Annotated in this window: 17 protein-coding genes; 12 read left to right on the forward strand and 5 right to left on the reverse strand. The window is 39.6% G+C overall.

Features of this window, described 5'->3' with window-relative positions; genetic code table 11:
* Nucleotides 1-56 precede the first annotated feature (56 nt).
* The 6 genes from tgt to BUA16_RS11315 all read left to right on the forward strand — a co-directional run bounded on the left by tgt (nucleotide 57) and on the right by BUA16_RS11315 (nucleotide 7,210).
* The gene (gene tgt / locus BUA16_RS11290) at nucleotides 57-1,187 is read left to right on the forward strand and encodes a tRNA guanosine(34) transglycosylase Tgt (RefSeq protein WP_072764852.1); all 1,131 of its coding nucleotides are present in this window, start codon (nucleotides 57-59) and stop codon (nucleotides 1,185-1,187) included.
* 3 nt (nucleotides 1,188-1,190) lie between these two features.
* Entirely contained in the window at nucleotides 1,191-2,270 is a 1,080-nt protein-coding gene (locus tag BUA16_RS11295) for an LptF/LptG family permease (protein ID WP_072764877.1), read from the forward strand.
* A complete protein-coding gene (locus BUA16_RS11300; protein WP_072764853.1) occupies nucleotides 2,257-3,147 on the forward strand; it encodes a DMT family transporter in 891 nt (296 codons plus the stop codon). Before BUA16_RS11295 ends, BUA16_RS11300 begins: the two co-directional genes overlap by 14 nt.
* A gap of 58 nt (nucleotides 3,148-3,205) precedes the next feature.
* Entirely contained in the window at nucleotides 3,206-4,159 is a 954-nt protein-coding gene (locus BUA16_RS11305; RefSeq protein WP_072764854.1) for an acetyl-CoA carboxylase carboxyltransferase subunit alpha, read from the forward strand.
* Between the two features lie 156 nt (nucleotides 4,160-4,315).
* A complete protein-coding gene (gene dnaB / locus BUA16_RS11310) occupies nucleotides 4,316-5,860 on the forward strand; it encodes a replicative DNA helicase (protein WP_072764855.1) in 1,545 nt (514 codons plus the stop codon).
* Between the two features lie 111 nt (nucleotides 5,861-5,971).
* Entirely contained in the window at nucleotides 5,972-7,210 is a 1,239-nt protein-coding gene (locus BUA16_RS11315) for an asparagine synthetase B (protein WP_072764856.1), read from the forward strand.
* A gap of 552 nt (nucleotides 7,211-7,762) precedes the next feature.
* Here BUA16_RS11315 and BUA16_RS11320 read toward each other — a convergent pair.
* A complete protein-coding gene (locus BUA16_RS11320; protein ID WP_072764878.1) occupies nucleotides 7,763-8,569 on the reverse strand; it encodes an HAD family hydrolase in 807 nt (268 codons plus the stop codon).
* Between the two features lie 117 nt (nucleotides 8,570-8,686).
* Here BUA16_RS11320 and BUA16_RS11325 point away from each other — a divergent pair, with 117 nt between their 5' ends.
* Together BUA16_RS11325 and BUA16_RS11330 are read left to right on the forward strand one after the other, a co-directional pair.
* Nucleotides 8,687-9,109 carry a secondary thiamine-phosphate synthase enzyme YjbQ gene (locus tag BUA16_RS11325; protein WP_072764879.1) on the forward strand — a complete coding sequence of 141 codons (423 nt, stop codon included), beginning with the start codon at nucleotides 8,687-8,689 and terminating at the stop codon, nucleotides 9,107-9,109.
* Nucleotides 9,110-9,157: 48 nt separating this feature from the next.
* Nucleotides 9,158-9,430: an EF-hand domain-containing protein gene (locus BUA16_RS11330; protein WP_072764857.1), complete on the forward strand. Its 273-nt coding sequence runs from the start codon at nucleotides 9,158-9,160 to the stop codon at nucleotides 9,428-9,430.
* 367 nt (nucleotides 9,431-9,797) lie between these two features.
* Here the strand turns inward: BUA16_RS11330 and rplT are convergent, their stop codons facing one another.
* The 4 genes from rplT to thrS all read right to left on the reverse strand — a co-directional run bounded on the left by rplT (nucleotide 9,798) and on the right by thrS (nucleotide 13,096).
* On the reverse strand, nucleotides 9,798-10,142 hold the full coding sequence (rplT, locus tag BUA16_RS11335; RefSeq protein WP_072764858.1) for a 50S ribosomal protein L20: 345 nt from the start codon (nucleotides 10,140-10,142) through the stop codon (nucleotides 9,798-9,800).
* A gap of 88 nt (nucleotides 10,143-10,230) precedes the next feature.
* A complete protein-coding gene (rpmI, locus tag BUA16_RS11340; RefSeq protein ID WP_072764859.1) occupies nucleotides 10,231-10,428 on the reverse strand; it encodes a 50S ribosomal protein L35 in 198 nt (65 codons plus the stop codon).
* 138 nt (nucleotides 10,429-10,566) lie between these two features.
* Nucleotides 10,567-11,121 (reverse strand): translation initiation factor IF-3, encoded by a 555-nt coding sequence (infC, locus tag BUA16_RS11345; RefSeq protein WP_084668487.1) that lies wholly within the window; start codon nucleotides 11,119-11,121, stop codon nucleotides 10,567-10,569.
* A gap of 34 nt (nucleotides 11,122-11,155) precedes the next feature.
* The gene (gene thrS, locus BUA16_RS11350) at nucleotides 11,156-13,096 is read right to left on the reverse strand and encodes a threonine--tRNA ligase (RefSeq protein ID WP_072764880.1); all 1,941 of its coding nucleotides are present in this window, start codon (nucleotides 13,094-13,096) and stop codon (nucleotides 11,156-11,158) included.
* 347 nt (nucleotides 13,097-13,443) lie between these two features.
* Here thrS and BUA16_RS11355 point away from each other — a divergent pair, with 347 nt between their 5' ends.
* The 4 genes from BUA16_RS11355 to BUA16_RS11370 are packed head-to-tail and all read left to right on the forward strand — an operon-like array spanning nucleotide 13,444 to nucleotide 21,183.
* On the forward strand, nucleotides 13,444-16,650 hold the full coding sequence (locus BUA16_RS11355) for a SusC/RagA family TonB-linked outer membrane protein (protein WP_245795554.1): 3,207 nt from the start codon (nucleotides 13,444-13,446) through the stop codon (nucleotides 16,648-16,650).
* A gap of 10 nt (nucleotides 16,651-16,660) precedes the next feature.
* Nucleotides 16,661-18,538 (forward strand): RagB/SusD family nutrient uptake outer membrane protein, encoded by a 1,878-nt coding sequence (locus BUA16_RS11360; RefSeq protein WP_072764861.1) that lies wholly within the window; start codon nucleotides 16,661-16,663, stop codon nucleotides 18,536-18,538.
* Between the two features lie 29 nt (nucleotides 18,539-18,567).
* On the forward strand, nucleotides 18,568-19,761 hold the full coding sequence (locus BUA16_RS11365) for a DUF5000 domain-containing lipoprotein (RefSeq protein ID WP_072764862.1): 1,194 nt from the start codon (nucleotides 18,568-18,570) through the stop codon (nucleotides 19,759-19,761).
* A 12-nt stretch (nucleotides 19,762-19,773) separates the two neighbouring features.
* On the forward strand, nucleotides 19,774-21,183 hold the full coding sequence (locus BUA16_RS11370; protein WP_072764863.1) for a DUF4998 domain-containing protein: 1,410 nt from the start codon (nucleotides 19,774-19,776) through the stop codon (nucleotides 21,181-21,183).
* Nucleotides 21,184-21,403: the final 220 nt, after the last annotated feature.

Here is a 21,403-nt window from a genome sequence, read left to right on the forward strand (position 1 = left end):
TTAGGGAAATTAGTAAGCTTGGTTGACTATCTTTGCGCTCATAAAAATCATATTTCTTGAAATTTACCTTACAACACACCGACCCAAAATCCAAGGCCAGAGCCGCAGAGCTTATTACTGACCATGGTAAAATTGAAACTCCTATATTTATGCCGGTAGGTACCGTAGCCTCGGTAAAAGGGGTGCATCAACGGGAGCTGAAAGAAGAAATAAATCCTGATATAATTCTAGGGAATACCTATCACTTGTACCTGCGTCCCAAAATAGAAATATTGAAGCAGGCAGGTGGACTCCATAAATTTATGGGTTGGGACCGTAATATTCTGACCGATAGCGGCGGATATCAGGTATATTCATTATCCGGAAATAGAAAGATAAAGGAAGAAGGGGTAAAGTTTAAGTCCCATATAGATGGTTCTTATCATTTCTTTTCGCCAGAAAGCGTTATGGAGATCCAACGAGATATCGGAGCCGATATTATTATGGCCTTTGATGAGTGTACTCCTTATCCATGTGATTACAACTATGCAAAAAGATCTATGCATATGACGCATAGGTGGTTAGATCGCTGTATAAGACATTTAGATAAAACACCTTTTACCTATGGGTATGAACAGACGTTCTTTCCTATTGTACAAGGGTCTACCTATAAGGATCTAAGAAGACAGTCGGCAGAATATATCGCTAGCGTTGGAGCGGAAGGAAACGCTATTGGTGGTCTTTCGGTAGGAGAACCAGCAGAGGAAATGTACGCCATGACCGAAGTGGTTTGTGAAGTATTGCCAGAAGACAAGCCTAGATATTTAATGGGTGTAGGAACCCCTATTAATATCCTGGAAAATATAGCCCTAGGTATAGATATGTTCGATTGTGTGATGCCGACCAGGAATGCTAGAAACGGAATGCTCTTTACCGCTCATGGTACCATTAATATCAAAAATAAAAAGTGGGAAAACGATTTTTCGCCAATTGACGAAATGGGAACCACCTTTGTAGATCTTGAATATTCAAAAGCATACTTACGTCATTTGTTTGCTGCCAACGAATATTTGGGGAAACAAATAGCTACCATTCATAACCTAGGTTTTTATCTTTGGTTGGTTCGTGAAGCTAGAAAACATATTTTAGCCGGAGATTTCTCGGAATGGAAATCGATCATGGTAAAACAAATGGACAAAAGATTGTAAGTGATAACCATATTAGATAAATATATACTCAAACGGTATTTAGCAACCTTTTTTGTGATGCTTTTGCTATTTGTTCCTATTGGGATCATGGCGAATTTGGCAGAACAGATAGGTAAAATGATCGATAATGAGGCGCCATTTGCAGAAATAGCCATGTATTATTTAAATTTTACGCTGGTTATAGGAAACTTATTATTTCCTATTTTTCTGTTTCTGTCGGTGATCTTCTTTACTTCTAAATTGGCCAATAACACCGAAATTGTCGCCATTCTTAGCTCGGGGGTTTCTTATAGCAGATTTATGCGTCCCTATCTTATTGGGGCAACCTTGATCGCCGTAATCATGTTTTTTATGAGTATGTTCATAGTGCCTCAGGCAAGTATCGGGTACAACGGATTTATTTATAAGTACCTAAAAAAAGGAAAACAAGATAGGGTTACTACAAATCTTTTCAATCAATTGAATGAAAACGATTATATCTATGTCAGTAGTTTTGATCCGGCTAGGCAGATCGGGTATAATTTTACCTTGGAACACTTCAATGAGGAGAATACCCTGGACTATAAGATTTCAGCTGCCAACATCAGATGGGTGGAAAAAGACAGTATTTACCGCTTAACGTCTTATGAGAAAAGAAGCTTGGTGGACGATATCGAAATTCTGGAAACCAAGCGTAGGTTAGATACAATTTTTGATTTTAGAATAGACGACCTTACTCCGGTATCCTATGCCGCAGAAACGAAGAATTTATTCGAGCTCAATGAATTTATCGATACTCAAAGAAGAAAAGGAGCCTCCAATATCAATACCTATGTACTGGTAAAATACAAACGATGGGCCCTGCCTGTGGCTGCTTTTATCCTAACTATAATCGCAGTAGCGGTATCTTCTGTAAAGAGAAGAGGTGGAATGGGAGTTAATTTGGCCTTTGGAATAGGGGTGGCTTTTATTTATATATTTTTCGATAAGGTTTTTGGTACCCTTGCAGAACAAGCCGGTTTTTCGCCCTTGTTGGCTGTGATTATACCAAATGTAGCCTTCGGAATCATTGGACTTTATTTGTTGAATAATGCAAAACGCTAAATTTAAGAACTACCTCCTTTTACATTTAATAGTATTTGTATGGGGGTTTACGGCTGTATTGGGAAAATTAATCACCTTAGATGCCTTGCCGTTGGTTTGGTATCGGATGACGATAGCTGTTACCTTAATATTCGGATATATCCTTTTTAAAAGGTTTCCTTTAAAGGTGCCGCCCAAGACCTTGATAATGTTGGTTATTGGCGGTATTGTGATAGCTATGCACTGGGTGACGTTTTTTAAGGCTATTAAGGTGTCCAATGTTTCGGTAACCTTGGCCTGCTTGTCTACAGGAGCATTTTTTACCGCCCTCTTAGAGCCATTTTGGTATGGAAGAAAAATGATTTGGTACGAATTGCTCTTTGGAGTGGTGGTTGTACTAGGATTGTTAGTGATGTTCGATGTGGAGTCCGGATATTTGTTAGGGGTGCTCTTGGCATTGACTTCGGCTTTTTTGTCGGCCGTGTTTTCCCTTATCAATGGGAAATTGATACAGTCCGAAAAACCTTCAGTGATAGCTTTTTATGAATTGGGCAGTGGGGTGCTCTTTTTATCCTTATATATATTGTTTACCGGTGGCTTCACACCAGAATTTTTTGAGGTATCGCAGAACGATTGGATATTTATTTTTATTCTAGCATCGGTATGTACCGCTTATGCACTGATTGCTTCTGTAAAAGTCATGAGATTCATCTCGCCTTATACCGTAATGCTTACCATTAACTTGGAGCCAGTGTACGGATTAGTGCTGGCATTTATATTTTTGGGAGATAGCGAAAAGATGGACGCCTTGTTTTATGTAGGGGCCTTGATGATACTTTGTACAGTTGTGGCGAACGGTATTTTGAAAAATAGAGGAAAATTAAAAAAAGCGAGTTAGGGTAGCTTCCCTTTAAAGTTTTATATTTGCTTTTTGAAAGAAACAAACTTTTAAACCTATGGAGTATTTAGATTTTGAACTACCAATTAAAGAACTAGAAGAGCAGCTAGATAAGTGCATGATCATCGGAGAGGAAAGTGATGTGGACGTTTCTGAGACCTGTAAGCAGATAGAGAAAAAGTTGGCAGAAACTCGTAAGGAAATTTATAAGAATCTTACCGCATGGCAAAGGGTGCAATTATCCAGACACCCCAATAGGCCTTATACTTTAGATTATATAAAAGCCCTTTGTGGGGATACCTTTTTAGAATTGCATGGCGATCGAAATGTGAAAGACGATAAGGCTATGATTGGCGGTCTTGGTAAAATAGGCGACCAAAGTTATATGTTCGTCGGGCAACAGAAAGGGTATAATACCAAGACTAGACAGTATCGTAATTTTGGGATGGCAAATCCCGAAGGCTATAGAAAAGCCTTGCGACTGATGAAATCTGCGGAAAAATTTGGCGTACCTGTTGTTTGCTTTATTGATACTCCGGGAGCATATCCAGGAATTGAAGCCGAAGAAAGAGGGCAAGGAGAGGCTATTGCAAGGAATATATTGGAAATGACCCGTTTAAAGGTGCCGATTATTGTTGTGATTATTGGTGAAGGAGCCTCTGGAGGTGCCTTAGGGATAGGAGTAGGAGACCGTGTGCTGATGTTGGAAAATACTTGGTACTCTGTTATTTCGCCAGAATCTTGTTCTTCTATCCTTTGGAGAAGTTGGGAATACAAAGAATTGGCGGCCGAAGCTCTTAAGCTAACGGCTACCGATATGAAAAAAATGAAATTGATCGATGAAATCGTGAAGGAGCCTGCTGGTGGAGCACATTCCGACCGCGAGAAAACATTCGAAATCATAAAAGGTAAAATTACTTCGCACTACGAAGAATTAAAAAAGTTATCACCAAAAGATTTGGTGAATTCACGTATGGATAAATACGCTAATATGGGTGTATATAACGGATAGCAAGCCTATTTGTCAAGCTGAGAAAATCTGGGGAAATAATTCTCCGGATTTTTTTTGCTTATCAACAATATCTGTAACTTATTAACAATGAAATTGTTGATGAACTGTTGATATCGTTACCACCTTTTTAAAGCTTTTTTGTCTAATTTAGCACTCATGGAAAAAACAAATCCTGTTATTGGTCATCGGATAGATAAGTCGACTATCATAAACCTTGAAAAAGGAAAAATACCACCTCAAGCGGTTGATTTAGAGGAGGTTGTTCTCGGTGCATTGATGATTGACAAAAAAGGTGTCGATGAAGTGATAGACATCTTGCATCCCGAAGTCTTTTATAAAGATGCCCATCGATTTATTTTTGAGGCTATTTTTAAATTGTTCGAAAACTCCGAACCGATTGACTTATTAACAGTTTCGTCCCAATTAAAGAAGGACGGGCGCCTAGAAGGAGCAGGGGGTGATTTTTACCTGATTAAACTGACCCAAAAAGTGGCCTCTTCGGCGCATATCGAGTTTCATGCCCGTATTATTCTTCAAAAATTTATTCAAAGAAGTCTTATTAAGATCTCCAACGAAATTATTGAGGAAGCTTACGACGATGCTACCGATGTATTTGATTTGTTGGATACCGCCGAATCTAAATTATACGACGTTACTCAAGGGAATTTAAAAAGATCTGCAGAAACCGCACAAAATTTGGTGATGCAGGCCAAGAAAAAAATTGAGGAAATTGCCGGTAAGGAAGGGTTGAGTGGAATTCCGTCCGGATTTGATAAGTTGGACAAGCTTACTTCTGGGTGGCAACCTAGTGATTTGATTATTGTAGCAGCACGTCCTGGTATGGGTAAAACGGCTTTGACCTTGTCTATGGCAAGGAATATTGCTGTAAACTCCAATATCGGAGTAGCTTTCTTTTCTCTGGAGATGTCCTCGGTGCAGTTAATTACCAGGTTAATATCCTCGGAAACCGGATTGTCTTCTGAAAAATTAAGGACCGGAAAACTAGAAAAACACGAATGGGAGCAATTAAACGTAAAGGTGAAAGCCTTGGAAAATGCCCCATTGTTTATAGATGATACCCCTTCTTTGTCTATTTTCGATTTAAGGGCTAAGGCCAGACGATTGGCCTCTCAGTTCGGAATAAAAATGATCATCATTGATTATTTGCAGTTAATGACAGCAGGAGGAAGTCAGAAAGGTGGGAATAGGGAACAAGAGATATCTACTATTTCTCGTAACTTAAAAGCACTCGCAAAAGAACTGAGTGTACCTGTAATTGCCTTATCGCAGTTATCGCGTGCCGTAGAAACAAGGGGCGGTAGTAAGCGCCCTGTGCTATCGGATTTGAGGGAATCCGGTGCGATTGAACAGGATGCGGATATTGTGTCCTTTATCTATAGGCCAGAGTACTACAAGATTGATGAATGGGACGATGAAGAGCGTTCTCCAACAGCTGGTCAAGGAGAATTCATTGTGGCAAAACACAGAAACGGTGGTCTGGAAAATATCCGATTGAAGTTTATCGGAAACTTAGGTAAGTTCGATAACTTGGATGATTTTGATTCTCCCTTCGAGTATCAGTCCAAAATGAACGCCGATGAGGATAATCCGTTTATCACCAAAAATCTTCCCAATGCCAATGAGGCATTTGGAAGTTCTATGAACAATGGTGGTATAGATGATAATGATGTGCCCTTTTAATTCTAAAAGAAGAATTTTATAGTGTATCTTACGGTCTAAACCCTTGAAGTGAATCTAGATTTTTATCTTCCCGTGCTTTCAAAACTGCTATATAGGAGGTTGTTGGTCTTGATGTTTTTGATGGGTTCGTGGAGCAGCTTTGCTTCTAACATCCTTATACCTATGGATGCCGAATCTCAAAAGAACCATTTAAAAGCATATGGGATAACCTTTTGGGTACTTACCAAACAACAAAAAGTACAGTGGCTATTAAATTATAGGGGTGGGGCGTTTTTATTGCCAGACGGAGAAAGTATCCGTAAAGAATGCCAAATTAGAGGAGTATCTTTTGAAGTTATTTCAGATGCCAAGGCCTTGTCTATTTTGGAAGGTATCAGTAGTCCATCCAAAAATCAGGAAGCTGTAATATTAGAAAAAGCGCCTAGAATAGCTGTTTACTCACCTAAAGACAATCAGCCTTGGGACGATGCCGTGACCATGGTGCTCTCCTATGCCGAAATACCGTATGATAAAGTCTATGATGAAGAAGTTTTAGAAGATAAATTGGTGCTGTACGATTGGTTGCACTTGCATCATGAGGACTTTACAGGGCAGTATGGAAAGTTTTATGGCGCGTATAGAGCTACACCCTGGTATATTGAAGGCAAAAGAAATGCTGAAGCCTTGGCGGCCAAATTAGGGTATTCCAAGGTGTCTGAACAAAAGCGCGACGTTGCCTTGAAAATTAGAAATTACGTGATTGGAGGCGGATTTATGTTTGCCATGTGTTCTGCTACCGATAGTTTTGATATTGCCTTGGCAGCCGCTGGTGTGGATATATGCGAGCCTATGTTCGATGGCGATCCTTCCGAGGCCAATTATCAAAACAAACTTGATTTTGAGAGTACTTTTGCCTTCACAAATTTTACCTTGGAACGGAATCCCTTGCAATATGAATTTTCGTCCATAGACATGACCAATAAAAGATCGAGGGTTCCTAAAGAGTCAGATTATTTTTCTTTGATGGATTTTTCAGCAAAATGGGATCCTATCCCTACAATGCTTTGTCAAAACCATACCGCTTTGGTAAAAGGGTTTATGGGGCAAACGACGGCCTTTACAAGGGAGGAAATAAAGCCTACGGTATTGGTGTTGGGTGAAAATAAAATAAATGGGGAGGCCCGATATATTCACGGGATCAAAGGGAAAGGTTTTTTTACCTTTTATGGTGGTCACGACCCGGAAGATTACCAGCACAGGGTTGGTGATCCTAAAACAGAACTAGAACTGCATCCTACCTCTCCGGGCTATCGGTTAATCCTTAATAATGTGCTATTTCCGGCGGCACGGAAAAAGAAGCAAAAGACCTAAGGGGCCATGCATAAGACATTGTCCTATTAATTTGGGGTATCTTCACCCGTACTTGCGAACTGTCCCCTAAAGTCTCCCGGTTTTATAGGTAATCTTATCTACGATTACAATATTGCCATAACCCGACTTCCAATGAGGGTTATTTTAATATTTTAGTAGCTACTCGTCTCAGGAGGTTCCTTCTTTTTTATTTGAGCTCGTTACCTGCATTCTCTTCGTTTTTAAATTGTGGTAGCATTCATAACGCTTTTACATTGCCTCATTTTAAAACCTTCAAATCTACTCATTGTGCCATTTTCCCGCGTTAGGGATCGCAGCGGCATCCCCGTAGCGGAGCGAGGGATATAGCGAAGAGCCCGCCCGACGAAGGAGGGAACGCCCAAATAGTTATCCCGAAAGCTAATAAGATTACTAATAGCGCAGACTTCTTCTTTTAGTTTAACATTTTGATTGTGGGATATAGCAGCTGAGATAGCAGTAGGGGTGGGAGAATTAAAAATAGCCCTAAAAAGGGCTGTTCATAAAAGTATTGTCGTTTAAGAAGTGCGTTCTCTACAGTTGTTGGCTATGAATCAGCGCCTCAAGAACAGATTCAACACCAAAGTCGTCATTACTGCGAGTAGTGTAATTGGCAACTTCTAAGACATTGGTATGGGCATTCGCCATGGCATAACTGAAATCTGCCATCGCCAACATTTCCAAATCATTGTTGTAGTCGCCAAAGACCATAGTTTCGTTTTTGCCAATATTGTACTGATCTTGTAATTGCTGCAGGGCATAGCCTTTATTTGCGTTCCTATGGGATAGGTCTAGCCAATTGGCGCCAGAAACCTTCACCTGTAATTCGGCCTCTAAATGCTGTACTGCTGGATAGATATACTTCTCCGAACTTTCAAAATGATAAATGGCAATCTTTAAGATCTCGCCCTTAAATTGGGTAATATCATCTATGACGGTAAACTCAGTATAATACTCCTTTAGCTTGTTTATAAATTGGTCCGAATTTCCGTTGAGATAGGCATTTGTTTTTCCGCAAAGTATAGGGTGTACCCCTTCAATATCTTTTAATATAGCCAAAGCATTGGCAATGGTTTCTGGAGGTAAGGGGGTAGCTAGTAGCTCTTTCTCTTGTTGCCTTACATAGGCGCCATTTTCCGCAACGATGGTTATTTGGTCCTTAATAGGGTGAAGCTTGTCTGCAATACTATTGTACTGGCGACCACTAGCGGCAACAAATTGTATGTCGCGCCTCTTTAATTCTTCAAATAACGAAAAAAATTGTGGGCTGACCTCGTGTTTAGAGTTGAGTAAGGTGCCGTCCATATCCGTTACCACCATTTTTACCTTAGATAAGTCCATATTCATATAATTTAACAGCAAAGGTATCGGTATTTAATTGATTTAAAGCCTAGTTGTAAAAAGTTTCACATTTCTTAATAATTCACGAAATTTGACAACAATTAAATTATGGAATCTATGCTTTTTTATCAGAAGGAAATAAAATTACGCGCCTATACACGAGGCTTTCATATTATTACCGACGAGCTTATAAAAAGCTTTCCTGAAATTAAAAAAATTAGGACAGGGACGCTGCAGCTGTTTATTAAGCACAGCTCTGCCAGTTTAACCATCAATGAAAATGCCGATCCTACGGTGCGGGAAGATTTTGAAAGTCACATAAACGTTATGGTTCCCGAAAATGCCCCCTATTATCTTCATAATTATGAAGGGCCCGATGATATGCCGGCGCATATAAAAGCTTCCTTGATGGGTAGCTCCCTAAATATACCAATTACCAATGGCCGCCTCAATATGGGGATTTGGCAAGGGGTGTATTTATGCGAGCATCGGGATTATGCCCAGGGTAGAAACATTGTGCTTAGTTGTTTTGGTATTTAGGGGTGATATAAATTTTGTATCTTAGAAAAGCTATTAAATTTGAAAACAATGGGAGCAAAAGAAGAGATATTAAATAAAATTCAGATCCTGGTCACGAATCATTTTAGCGATCCGCAAGAAGCCTTTAATTTTTTTGATGAGAACGGAGATGGGAAGCTAAAAAAGAGTGAGGTGGTAGCGCTGTTAAAACAAGCCGAAATTAGTGGGTTTATACGGGGTATGGTGGCTAATAAACTTATAGAGGGATATGATACTAGCGGCGATGAGCTTATTGATTGGGAGGAGTTTAAGGCGGCCATCGCTAAGATTAAAGTCGCTTAAGAATAGTAGTGAAAGACTGGTTTTTGAATGTTATAAAAAGGCCTTAGGCCGGCATTCGGTTTTTTTGCAAAACGCTGCTGCTTGTTAGGTTTTGAATAGAATGCGACTTTTTAATCTGGACGGGTTTAGAAGGCGACAGATTCTAAAATTCCATTTGTGCCGCTTTCGGAAAATCAATAACCATTGTGGTTAGGCTTTGGGTTTAGAGCTGATATGCAGTAACTGGTTCTGAGCTATGGTGCATATAAGTCTATTGTAGCTTGATTTGTAGTAAATGTAGTAAGACATCCTTGCGGGGATCCTAGGATAAAAAAAAGCCTGTTCCAAAAGGAACAGGCTTTTAAGTAAGCGAGATACGTTTATTAATTTATTTTACTTTGTTTACGATAGCCTTAAAAGCTTCTGGGTGGTTCATGGCCAAATCGGCTAAAACCTTACGGTTTAGCTCAACGTTGTTGGCTTTTACTTTACCCATAAACTGAGAATAAGACAATCCGTGTAATCTGGCACCAGCATTAATACGGGTAATCCATAAAGAACGGAAAGTTCTTTTCTTGTTTCTACGGTCTCTGTAAGCATATAACATTGCTTTTTCAACCGCATTTTTAGCTACTGTCCAAACGTTTTTACGTCTTCCAAAGTAACCTTTGGCTTGCTTCATTACTTTTTTTCTACGAGCTCTTGAAGCAACTGAATTTACTGATCTTGGCATAATTTAAATTGTTTTTTGTAGTAGGCGATTCTTCTGTTGAATACTTTGTAAAAGCCTAACTCCAGGGTTAATAATTACCGAAAAACGATTACTTTAAACGTAATTGTTCTTTAATACTGTTAACGTCTGCTTGGTGAACCAAAGTAGAGTGTGTTAACGCTAGCTTACGCTTTTTAGACTTCTTCGTAAGAATATGACTTTTAAAGGCGTGCTTTCTTTTGATTTTACCAGAACCGGTAAGCTTAAAACGCTTTTTGGCACTGGATTTTGTCTTCTGTTTAGGCATTTTCTTCCTATGTATTAAGTTATCTCGCTTACTTTTTTTAATGCTGAATGTAATTCAGTATTTCTCTTAATTAGATGTCACAGGAGTATAAAACAACTGATTTGGCCTAATGTACAGGACTCCGATAAAAAATAAATCTTATTTTTTTGTCTTAGGAGCAAGGAACATCGTCATACGCTTTCCTTCCAATTTTGGCATTTGTTCTACCTTACCCAAATCTTCCAATTCGGAAGCCAACTTTAGTAAAAGAATTTCACCTTGGTCTTTGTACACAATAGAACGACCTTTAAAGAATACATAAGCTTTTAATTTAGCACCATCTTTAAGGAATTTCTCCGCGTGCTTCTTTTTAAACTCGTAATCATGCTCGTCTGTTTGTGGACCAAACCTAATTTCTTTAACAATTACCTTGGTGGCTTTGGCCTTCATGACCTTCTCACGTTTCTTCTGCTCGTATAGAAACTTCTTGTAATCGATAATTTTACAAACTGGTGGATCAGCGGTAGGGGATATTTCTACTAAATCCAATTCCAATTCTTGGGCTTTGGCTAAAGCATCCCTTGTGCTGTACACACCTACTTCTACATTGTCGCCAACCAACCTAACCTTGGGCGATAAAATCAGTTCATTGATATTATGCGGGTTTTTATTTTCCCTTCTAGGTTGGGGTCTGAATCTTTTACGTATTGCTATGACTTGTGGTTTTTAATTAAACTTAATTTTTTTATTAAAAGGACTTTAAGGTACTATTTATTTCTTTAGTGACCAATTCTGAAAAGGCTTTTACCGTTAAAGCTCCTAAATCTTCGCCTCCGTGCCTTCTTATAGAAATGGTTCCTTCGTTCTCTTCATTCTCTCCTACAATAAGCATAAATGGAATCTTGTTCATTTCTGCTTCTCGGATTTTCTTGCCTACCGTTTCGTTTCTCTTATCAACTTGGGCGCGAAGGTCGTTATTTTCCAAGGAAATTAAAACTTTTTCGGCATATTTTTCATGCTTTTCGCTCACTGGCAGTATAATAGCTTGTTCTGGCACTAGCCACAGTGGGAAATTTCCTCCTGTGTGTTCTAGGAGTAAGGCAATAAAACGTTCCATGCTTCCAAAAGGAGCCCTATGGATCATTACTGGGCGGTGCAACTCGTTGTCGCTTCCCTTATAAGTAAGGTCAAAACGTTCCGGTAAATTGTAATCTACCTGAATGGTTCCTAACTGCCAGTTTCTTCCCAAGGCGTCCTTGACCATAAAGTCTAATTTTGGACCGTAAAAAGCAGCTTCCCCACTCTCGATCACAAAATTCAATCCCTTTTCTTTAGCCGCATTGATAATGGCGCTTTCTGCTTTTTCCCAATTCTCTACAGAACCGATATATTTTTCTGGTTTTTCTAAATCCCTTACCGAAACTTGTGCCGTAAAGTTCTCAAAACCTAATGATCCCAATACGTATAAGGTAAGGTCAATAACATTCTTGAACTCATCGGCCAATTGGTCGGGAGTACAGAAAATATGGGCGTCATCCTGAGTAAACCCTCGTACCCTGGTAAGACCGTGTAATTCACCACTTTGTTCATAACGATATACCGTTCCAAACTCTGCATATCGCTTAGGAAGTTCCCTATAGCTAAAGGGTTTTGTGTTATAAATTTCACAGTGGTGTGGGCAGTTCATTGGTTTTAATAAAAACTCCTCGTCTTCTTTCGGGGTTTTTATAGGTTGAAAACTGTCTTCTCCATATTTGGCATAATGGCCCGAAGTAACATAAAGTTCCTTTTGACCGATATGTGGGGTGACGACCATTTCGTATCCGGCCTTTTTCTGTGCCTTTTTTAAAAAATTCTCTAACCTTTCCCTTAAGGCAGCTCCTTTAGGAAGCCACAAGGGAAGACCTTGTCCTACCTTTTGTGAAAAGGTAAACAACTCTAGTTCCTTGCCAAGTTTTCTATGGTCTCTTTTTTTAGCTTCTTCCAATAACGCCAAGTACTCGGTAAGCTCTTTCTGTTTTGGGAAAGAAATTCCATAAACCCTGGTCAATTGGTTGTTCTTTTCGTCACCTCTCCAATAGGCACCGGCAACACTTAATACCTTAATAGCTTTGATGATTCCGGTATTGGGAATATGCCCACCTCTACATAAATCGGTAAATGTATCGTGGTCGCAAAAGGTAATGGTACCGTCCTCTAAGTTTTCTATCAGCTCTACCTTATATTGGTTGTCCTGGGATTTGTAAAATTCTAAGGCTTCTGCTTTGGTGGAAGAACGCATTTTAAAGTCGTGCTTGCCTCTGGCAATTTCCAAAGCCTTCTTTTCTATCTGTTGAAAATCTTTTTCAGAAATACTTCCTTCAGGTAAATCTACATCATAGTAAAAGCCATTTTCGATGGCAGGTCCAATGGTCAGTTTTATGCCGGGATACAATTCTTCCAAAGCCTGAGCGATGACGTGCGAAGTAGAGTGCCAAAATGCGGTTTTACCCTCTTTGTCGTTCCAGCTAAAAAGCACAAGAGCCCCGTCCTCATTTAAAGGGGTAACCGTTTCAACGGTGGTGCCATTAAATTTTGCAGAAATAATATTTCTTGCCAAGCCTTCGCTTATGCTTTTGGCTACCTCTAAAGGTGTTGTTCCTTTAGCAAACTCCTTAACAGTTCCGTCGGGTAAAGTAATTTTAATCATAGGATTCATTTTAACAAGAGCAAAGATATTGTAAAGTGATTAGTTGAACAACGTTGTGAGGGATTGAATTTTAGTTTTAAGTCTATTTTTTTTGAGACCTTTTAACGTAAAATTAATAGGTTGTTAATTTTAAGGTAATAAAGAGGTATCCCCTCGAAAGCCCCGTATTTACTTAAAAAATTAACAGATTAGAAGAAATGACCCCCTAAAGTGGCAATAATTTCCACTATTGGTGACCTAGTTTTTAGAGAATTTTAACGAAAGTTAAAAATGTGGTTTCTGTTGTGGCGATAGGAACACATTCAACCAACTAAAATTTAACTTAAAATAATCTAAAACTTATTTACATGATGCAAAAAACAATTCTGTATGAAAGCGGACATGAAGGTGTCCGTTCAAAAAGGAAATTACGGTTAGGGCATGCGCTCTTTACCGCCTTGTTTTTCTTGTCCATTCAAATTTCCTCGGCCTATGATACGGTATCGCCTGTAGAGGGTAGGAGTGAAAGTGTTACACAGACAAGAGTAATCAAAGGAACTATTAAAGATGAAAAGGGAGAAGTGCTTCCCTTTGTAAATGTGGTGGTATTAGGATCTACAAGAGGTGTGCAGTCCAACTTTGATGGGGAGTACCAAATCAAGGCCAATGAAGGCGATATTCTAGAGTTTTCCTATATAGGGATGAAGTCTAAAAGGGTTACGGTAGCCAGTAGTGACGTTATTGATGTGGTTATGGCCGAAGATGCTGAAGCGCTAGATGAAGTTGTTCTGGTAAGCTTTGGAAAACAGAAAAAAACTAGTGTTGTTGCTTCTATCGCCACTGTGAAGCCAGCAGAATTGAAAATTCCTTCCAGTAACCTAACCACTGCCTTGGCAGGAAAGGTGTCTGGTATGATTGCATACCAAAGAACTGGAGAGCCAGGACAGGATAATGCCCAGTTCTTTATTAGAGGGGTTACTTCCTTTGGGTATGGAAACAGCCCACTGATCTTGATCGATGGGGTAGAACTGACGACCAATGACTTGGCAAGGTTGCAACCCGATGATATTGAATCTTTTTCTATTATGAAAGATGCAACAGCTACCTCTCTTTATGGGGCTAGAGGGGCAAACGGGGTGATCTATGTAACTACAAAAGAAGGAACAGAAGGACCACCTAGCATTAGTGCTAGATTTGAACTTTCTTCCTCCGGAGCTACAAAGGATGTAGATTTTGCCGATCCTATTACATACATGAAACTTCATAACGAAGCAGTAAGAACAAGGGATCCTTTAGGGATTTTGCCGTATTCATTGGAAAAAATTGACCAAACTATTGCTGGAAATAATCCGCTGTTATATCCTACGACCGATTGGCAAAAAGAGTTGTTTAAGGAAAGTACCTTAAACAAGCGCTTCAATTTTAGTATTAATGGTGGAGGTAAAGTGGCAAGGTACTATGTGTCCGTAGCCGCCTCTAAAGATAATGGAGTACTTAATGTACCTTCTATAAGCAATTTTAGTAATAACATAGATTACAAGAAATTTCAGTTGCGTTCTAATACCAATATTAATTTGACCGAAACAACGACCTTGAAATTGAATTTTATCGGGAATTATGATGATTATTCCGGTCCTATCGATTCTGGTCAAGAACTGTACCGTAAGGTGATGAGGAGTAACCCAGTGTATTTTAGACCTTATTATGAAAAGGACGAAACAAACTCTTATATCAACCATGTTCTTTTTGGTAATTATGGCGATGGTAACTATATCAACCCTTATGCCGATATGGTAAAAGGGTATAGAGAAAGTGGATCGTCTAAAATTATTTCGCAAATTGAATTAGAGCAAGATTTCTCTTTTGTCACCGAAGGCTTGGTGGGTAAAGTTGTAGTGAACGCCAATAGAGAGTCTGGAAATGCAATCAATAGATCTTACAGACCTTACTACTATCAGCCAGTATTGAATAGAGAAACCAATGTTGTAAGCCTAAAGCCTTTGAACGAGGAAAGTGGGACCGAATATTTGGATTATAATGAGGCAGGAAAGTTTGTTACCTCTTCTACCTATTTAGAAGCTTCTTTACGATATAACAAAGAATTAGGCGAAGATTTTGACCTGTCCGGAATGATGGTGTATACCATGAACAATAGAACGGTTTCCAATGCTGGAAATTTACAGGCATCGTTACCATACAGAAACATGGGGCTTGCTGGTCGTTACACCTTGGGGTATGGCGATAAATACTTCGGAGAGTTTAACTTTGGTTACAATGGCTCTGAGCGTTTTGCCAAGAACGAGCGTTGGGGATTTTTCCCTTCTGCAGGATTGGGCTGGGTTATATCTAACGAAGATTTCTTTGAAAACATAAAACCGGTAGTGAGCAATTTGAAGCTTAAAGGAACCTACGGGCTAGTGGGTAATGATAATATTGGTGGTTCTGGCGACCGTTTCTTTTACCTGTCGCAAGTAAATTTGACTAGCGGTAGAGGGTATGTAACCGGTACTGATTTTGATTATGGCAAATCTGGGGTTTCTATTCAACGATATGCCAATGAGAATATCACTTGGGAGCTTGCTAAGAAACTGAATATCGGTGTGGAACTTGGCTTATTTGAAAAATGGAGCTTGGAGGCCGATTACTTTACGGAAAAAAGAAGCAATATTTTGGCTAATAGGATCATCTTGGCCCATATGGGCTTGGAGTCTGGCGTAAGAGCTAATATTGGAGAAGCCAAAAGTAAAGGTATAGATGGTACGCTGACGTATTCTACAGATTTAGGAAATGGGGCTTGGTTGCAAGCAAGGGGTAATTTTACTTATGCTACCAATGAGATCACCAAAATGGAGGAGCCAGATTACTCTGCTACACCATGGAAGTCATGGGTAGGCCTGCCTATAGGCCAGGTAAGAGGATATATTGCCGAACGCCTATTTGTAGACCAAGCGGAAGTGAACAATTCACCAGTACAAACTTTTGGAGAGTACGGGGGCGGAGATATTAAATATAAAGATGTGAACGGAGATGGTAGAATTTCACAATTAGACCAAGTGCCTATCGGGAACCCTACTACGCCAGAGATCGTTTATGGATTTGGTGTATCAGGAGGGGTTAAGGATTTTGATTTGTCTTTCTTTTTCCAAGGACTTGCCAATGAATCTTTTTGGATAAATCCTTATGACACCGCACCTTTTATAGATACTCAATTTGGGGCAGAAGGTAACAACCAATTATTGCAGGTTTGGGCAGATAGCCACTGGTCCGAGACCAATAGGGACATCTATGCCAAATGGCCACGTTTATCGGCTACTCCCAACAATAACAACAACCAGACGAGTACCTACTTTATGCAAGACGGATCTTTTTTAAGATTAAAGTCTGTTGAATTGGGATATAACTTGCCTCAAAAACTAATGAACAAGTTTAGAATGGAAAAAGTACGGATATATGTGACCGGAAATAACCTGTTTAGCATTAGTCAGTTTAAGTTGTGGGATCCGGAAATGGCAGGTAACGGTTTGGGGTATCCTACCCAAAGAGTATTTAACGCCGGTATTCAAATATCACTTTAAAAAAAAGAATATGAGAAATTATAAATACGTATTTGTTTTTCTTTTGGCATGGATGGTATCATCTTGCGAGGAAGATTATTTAGACATTGTTCCAGATAACCTGGCAACAATAGAATTAGCATTCGCCAACCGATATAATACAGAGAATTTTCTGTATAACTGCTATGGTTATTTGCCTAGTCCTGGGGATGTAAACGATAACCCGGCCCTTAAGGGAGGCGATGAAACTTGGTTTCCTGAAGCTATTAAAGGTTATAATGGCCCTACGATGGCCCAAGGTTTCCAGAATATAAACAATCCTAGATTTGATAAGTGGAACGGTGGTTTATACGAAGGGATAAGAAAGTGTAATATTTTTCTTGATAACGTAGATGAGGTGCCAGGTTTGGATCAATACTTAAAAGATAAATGGAAGGCAGAGGTTAAGTTTCTGAAAGCTTACTATCACTTTTATTTAGTAAAGATGTATGGGCCAATCATTATTGTGGACGATGCAGTAGAGGTATCGGCCTCTACGGAAGCAGTTCGTTCGGAAAGGAACACTCTGGAAGAATCTTTTGAATATATCGTAGGACTAATGGACGAGGCTATTGAGTTTTTGCCAGAGACCTTACAATACGAGGACGAAGAATTAGGAAGAATCACCAAACCTGCGGCTGCAGCTATAAAGGCAAGGGTGCTGATGACCTATGCAAGTCCTTTATTTAATGGGAATACTGTATATAGCGGTTTGACCAATTCTGAAGGCGCAGCTTTGTTTCCTTTGGAATATGATGCTTCTAAATGGGAAAGAGCGGCCTTGGCAGCTAAAGAAGCAATAGAGATCTCCGAGGCTGCAGGGGTTGCATTGTACACAAAGGATGATTATCAGGATCCTTTTGATCAAAATGATACTACCATCTTAAAGGCAGCCTTAAGAGGAAGGGTGACCGAGAGATGGAACAAGGAAATCATTTGGGGGCATACGGGTAATGTTAATGGACTTCAGTCAGAAGCTATGCCAAGACTGTACGGATATACCACCAATCCGGTAGCTTCAAGGCATGCGCCTACGCTTAGAGTGGCCGAAATGTATTATTCAGAAAATGGGGTGCCTATTGACGAAGACGTAACCTACAACTATGCCAACAGATATAAAACAAAATCGGCAACCAGTAAGGATCGTTTTCATGTCGAGCCAGGACAAAAAACGGCTATCCTAAACTTTAACAGAGAAACCAGGTTCTATGCCGACCTTTCTTTTGATAGAGGCACTTGGTTTGGAAACGGAAGAGAATTAGATACCGATCCTTGGTACGTACATGGTAGGAAAGGAGAATTTGCCTCTGTGTTTGAAATTTCTCAGTATTCCGTAACAGGCTACTGGCCTAAAAAGTTGGTCAACCTAAAAACAACGGTCAAAAACGGAACTAGTTTTAGTCCTAACAGGTATGCCTTCCCAATTATCAGATTGGCAGACCTGTATTTGTACTATGCCGAAGCATTGAATGAAGTGAAGGCTGCCCCTGATGCAGAAGTATATCAGTATATAGATGCCATTAGAGAAAGAGCCGGATTAAATGGAGTGGTAGAAAGCTGGAGAGATTTCTCTTTAGAACCAAACAAACCCACCACCAAAGAAGGGATGCGCGAGATTATTCAAAGAGAGCGTATGATAGAGCTTGCTTTTGAAGGTCCTAGGTTCTGGGATTTGAGAAGATGGAAATTGGCCGAAGTATATATGAACAAGCCAATAAAGGGGTGGAGTGTCTTAGGACAATCTGTGGAAGATTATTACAATGTAAGAATATTGTATACGCCTTCTTTTACCACTAAAGATTATTTGTGGCCTATTAGAGAGTCCGAACTTATTAACAACCCAAGCCTAGAGCAAAATATAGGATGGTAAGTTTAAACAAATACTAAAAATATAAAGAGATGAAAAAAATATTTAGTCTATTATTCGTATGCCTGCTCTTGGTAGTAGCCTGTGAAGAAGATTATGAGCATACACCCATCACCATTGATGGGGAAGCTCCCGCGGGGGTCGAAAATGTGCAATTTACCCCTGTATATGGAGGGTTTCGTATTACCTACGACCTGCCTAAAGACAGTGACCTGTTATATGTGAAAGCAGTATATAACAATAGTAAAGGAGAACAGGTAGAAACTAGGTCTTCTGGATATACCAATAAAATAGAAATCCTAGGGTTTGGAGATACCGAAGAGAAAACCATTACTCTCATTGCGGTAGACCGTTCGGAAAATGCTTCGAAACCTGTTTCTTTTACGGGAAATCCGCTGACACCTCCAGTTAAAATTATTGAACAAAATCTAGCGATTACCCAAGATTTTGGTGGGGCCAAGTTTCATTGGGTCAATGAAGAAAAGACGCCTATTTCTATTTCGTTGTTTGCCGAAAACGATAAAAAGGAACTAGAAGAGGTGAGGACTATTTATACCTCCCAGTCCGAAACTAGTTTTTCATTAAGGGGATATGAGTCCGTAGAACAAAAGTTTGCGGCAGTAATCAGAGATCGGTACGATAATTTTTCGGATACTATTTATCCTGCTACGCCTAATAAAATGATCATTCCATTATTTGAAGAGCGTTTGGATAAGAAACAGTTCAAAAAATTAATCTTGGCCAATGATACCAATTGGGATGCCTGGGAAGGAGATTATACTAATTTCTATGATGACGATATGAAATCAATCGTTCATACTCAGGGAGATCGTCCTAATCCACAGATCTTTTCTATCGATCTTGGGGTGGTGGTTAAATTGAGTAGGTTTACACTTTATCAAAGATTGTCTCACGGGTCCTTGCATGCTTATACTCATGGAAATCCCAAAAAGTATACCGTTTACGGAGCCAAAGAATTGCCTGCAGATCCTGAAAATCTGGAGAACTGGATTCTTTTAAGAGAGTGTGAGTCTATTAAGCCATCGGGATTGCCAATAGGTCAAAATACCGATGAGGATATAGATCACCTAAACGCAGGGGACGAATATACCTTTGATGAAGCACCAGAAATTAGGTATTTCAGACTTGCAGTGCACGAAACCTGGGACGGTGCCGGTTATATCAATGCATCGGAAATAACATTTTGGGGAAATATTATAAACTAAAACCAACGAAAAATGAAAACAATATATAATAAAAGTAAATCGTTTTTCCTAGGGGTACTTGGGGTGGCCATGTTCGTGTCTTGTGCAGACCAGAACGATGTTCACCAAGAGTACATTAAAGATGGAGAAACATTTTATACCAATAAAGTAGATTCAGTTACGGCCATGGCGGGTAAAAATAGAGTGCAGATCAGTGGGTATATCACCTCTGCCTTTAGCGTATCCGAAATTGTAGTTTCTTATGATCAAGGAAACTCCGAACAGGTGTTTACTTATGAAAAATCTGAAGCTGAAACGGATCAGTTAAATTTGATGGTGACCGACTTAGAGGAGAAGAACTATGAGTTTGAGGTGTTTAGTAGAGATGCACACGGGAATATTTCGGTTCCTGTATCGGTTTTTGCCTCTTCCTATGGCGAAAAATATAGGTCCCTGCTAGAGAGTAGACCGGTCAATAGCTTTTCTTATTCAGAAGGGGATGCGACCGTTACCTTTGGATTAAGTAACGAATACCAAAGGAAATCTGAGGTATTCTATACCAATAACAGTGGGGAGGAAACTATTGTTGAGGTTGTCAAGGACGAAAGTGAGACCGTATTGACCGACGTATCCCTGGATGCTGCTATTATGGTGCGTACCTATTACGTGCCAACCCAGGCCATAGAAGATGAAGAAACCTCTATTGATCAATTTGAATCCGATTGGAAAAACATTGATTTGCCAGCAATACCAAGCATTTTGGAAACAATCTCTTTTGCGAGTGTACTAGGTGGAGTAGAGGCTTCTTGGTCTAATCCGGATGGCTTGAATTTACAATTGACCTTCAGTTTTACCGCTGGCGGAGCCGTAAAAACACAAACGGTTACATCTTCCGATATCAATGGTGAAGCTGTTATTTCGGGAATGGAAGAAGGAGAACAAATCATAGAAGTGACTATTGCAGATTTATATGGTAACTCTTTTGGACCAAAGGAGTTTACGGTAACGCCAGAAGCAGCAGTATTGCTAGACAAATCAGCTTGGACAGTAGTAGAGTATTCTTCTGATGAGCCAACGCGCAAAGCCTTACATACTATAGATGGGGATTTGTCTACGTTTTGGCATACAGATTGGTCAAACCAAGCACCTCCTTATCCACATCATTTTGTAATCGATATGGGCGCAGAGAAAACCATCACAAGTTTTGAGGTGTTTAGACGACAAGGAGATTCACGAGGACAGACCAAACATCAGTTCTTAGTTAGTTTAGATGGCGAAATTTGGACAGACCTTGGGTCGTACAATATGAATCCGCAAACTAATGATGGGCAGGTATATGCAATGCCCCAAAACCCAAAAGCTAGGTATTTTAAATATGTGGCCTTGGAAGGACCTAACTTTTATGCCTTCTTGGCAGAGATCAATGTCTACGGACTTGAGTAAATAGTTATTAATAAATATAGGGGGAGGGCATAGTTCCTCCTCCTTTTTTTATTAAAACTAACCATACTTCCTATTCAATTAAGAGGATAAGAAACATTTTAAAGTTTCGAATAGGGTTTTAGGTGTTCTTATTATAGTAGTAAGAATATAAATTGGAAGGTTATTCAAAATTTTGCTTTTTCAACAAACGATTAATTACATACAATAATCATATCATCCT

Source organism: Arenibacter nanhaiticus (assembly GCF_900141935.1).
In the GTDB taxonomy this organism is placed as follows: domain Bacteria; phylum Bacteroidota; class Bacteroidia; order Flavobacteriales; family Flavobacteriaceae; genus Arenibacter; species Arenibacter nanhaiticus.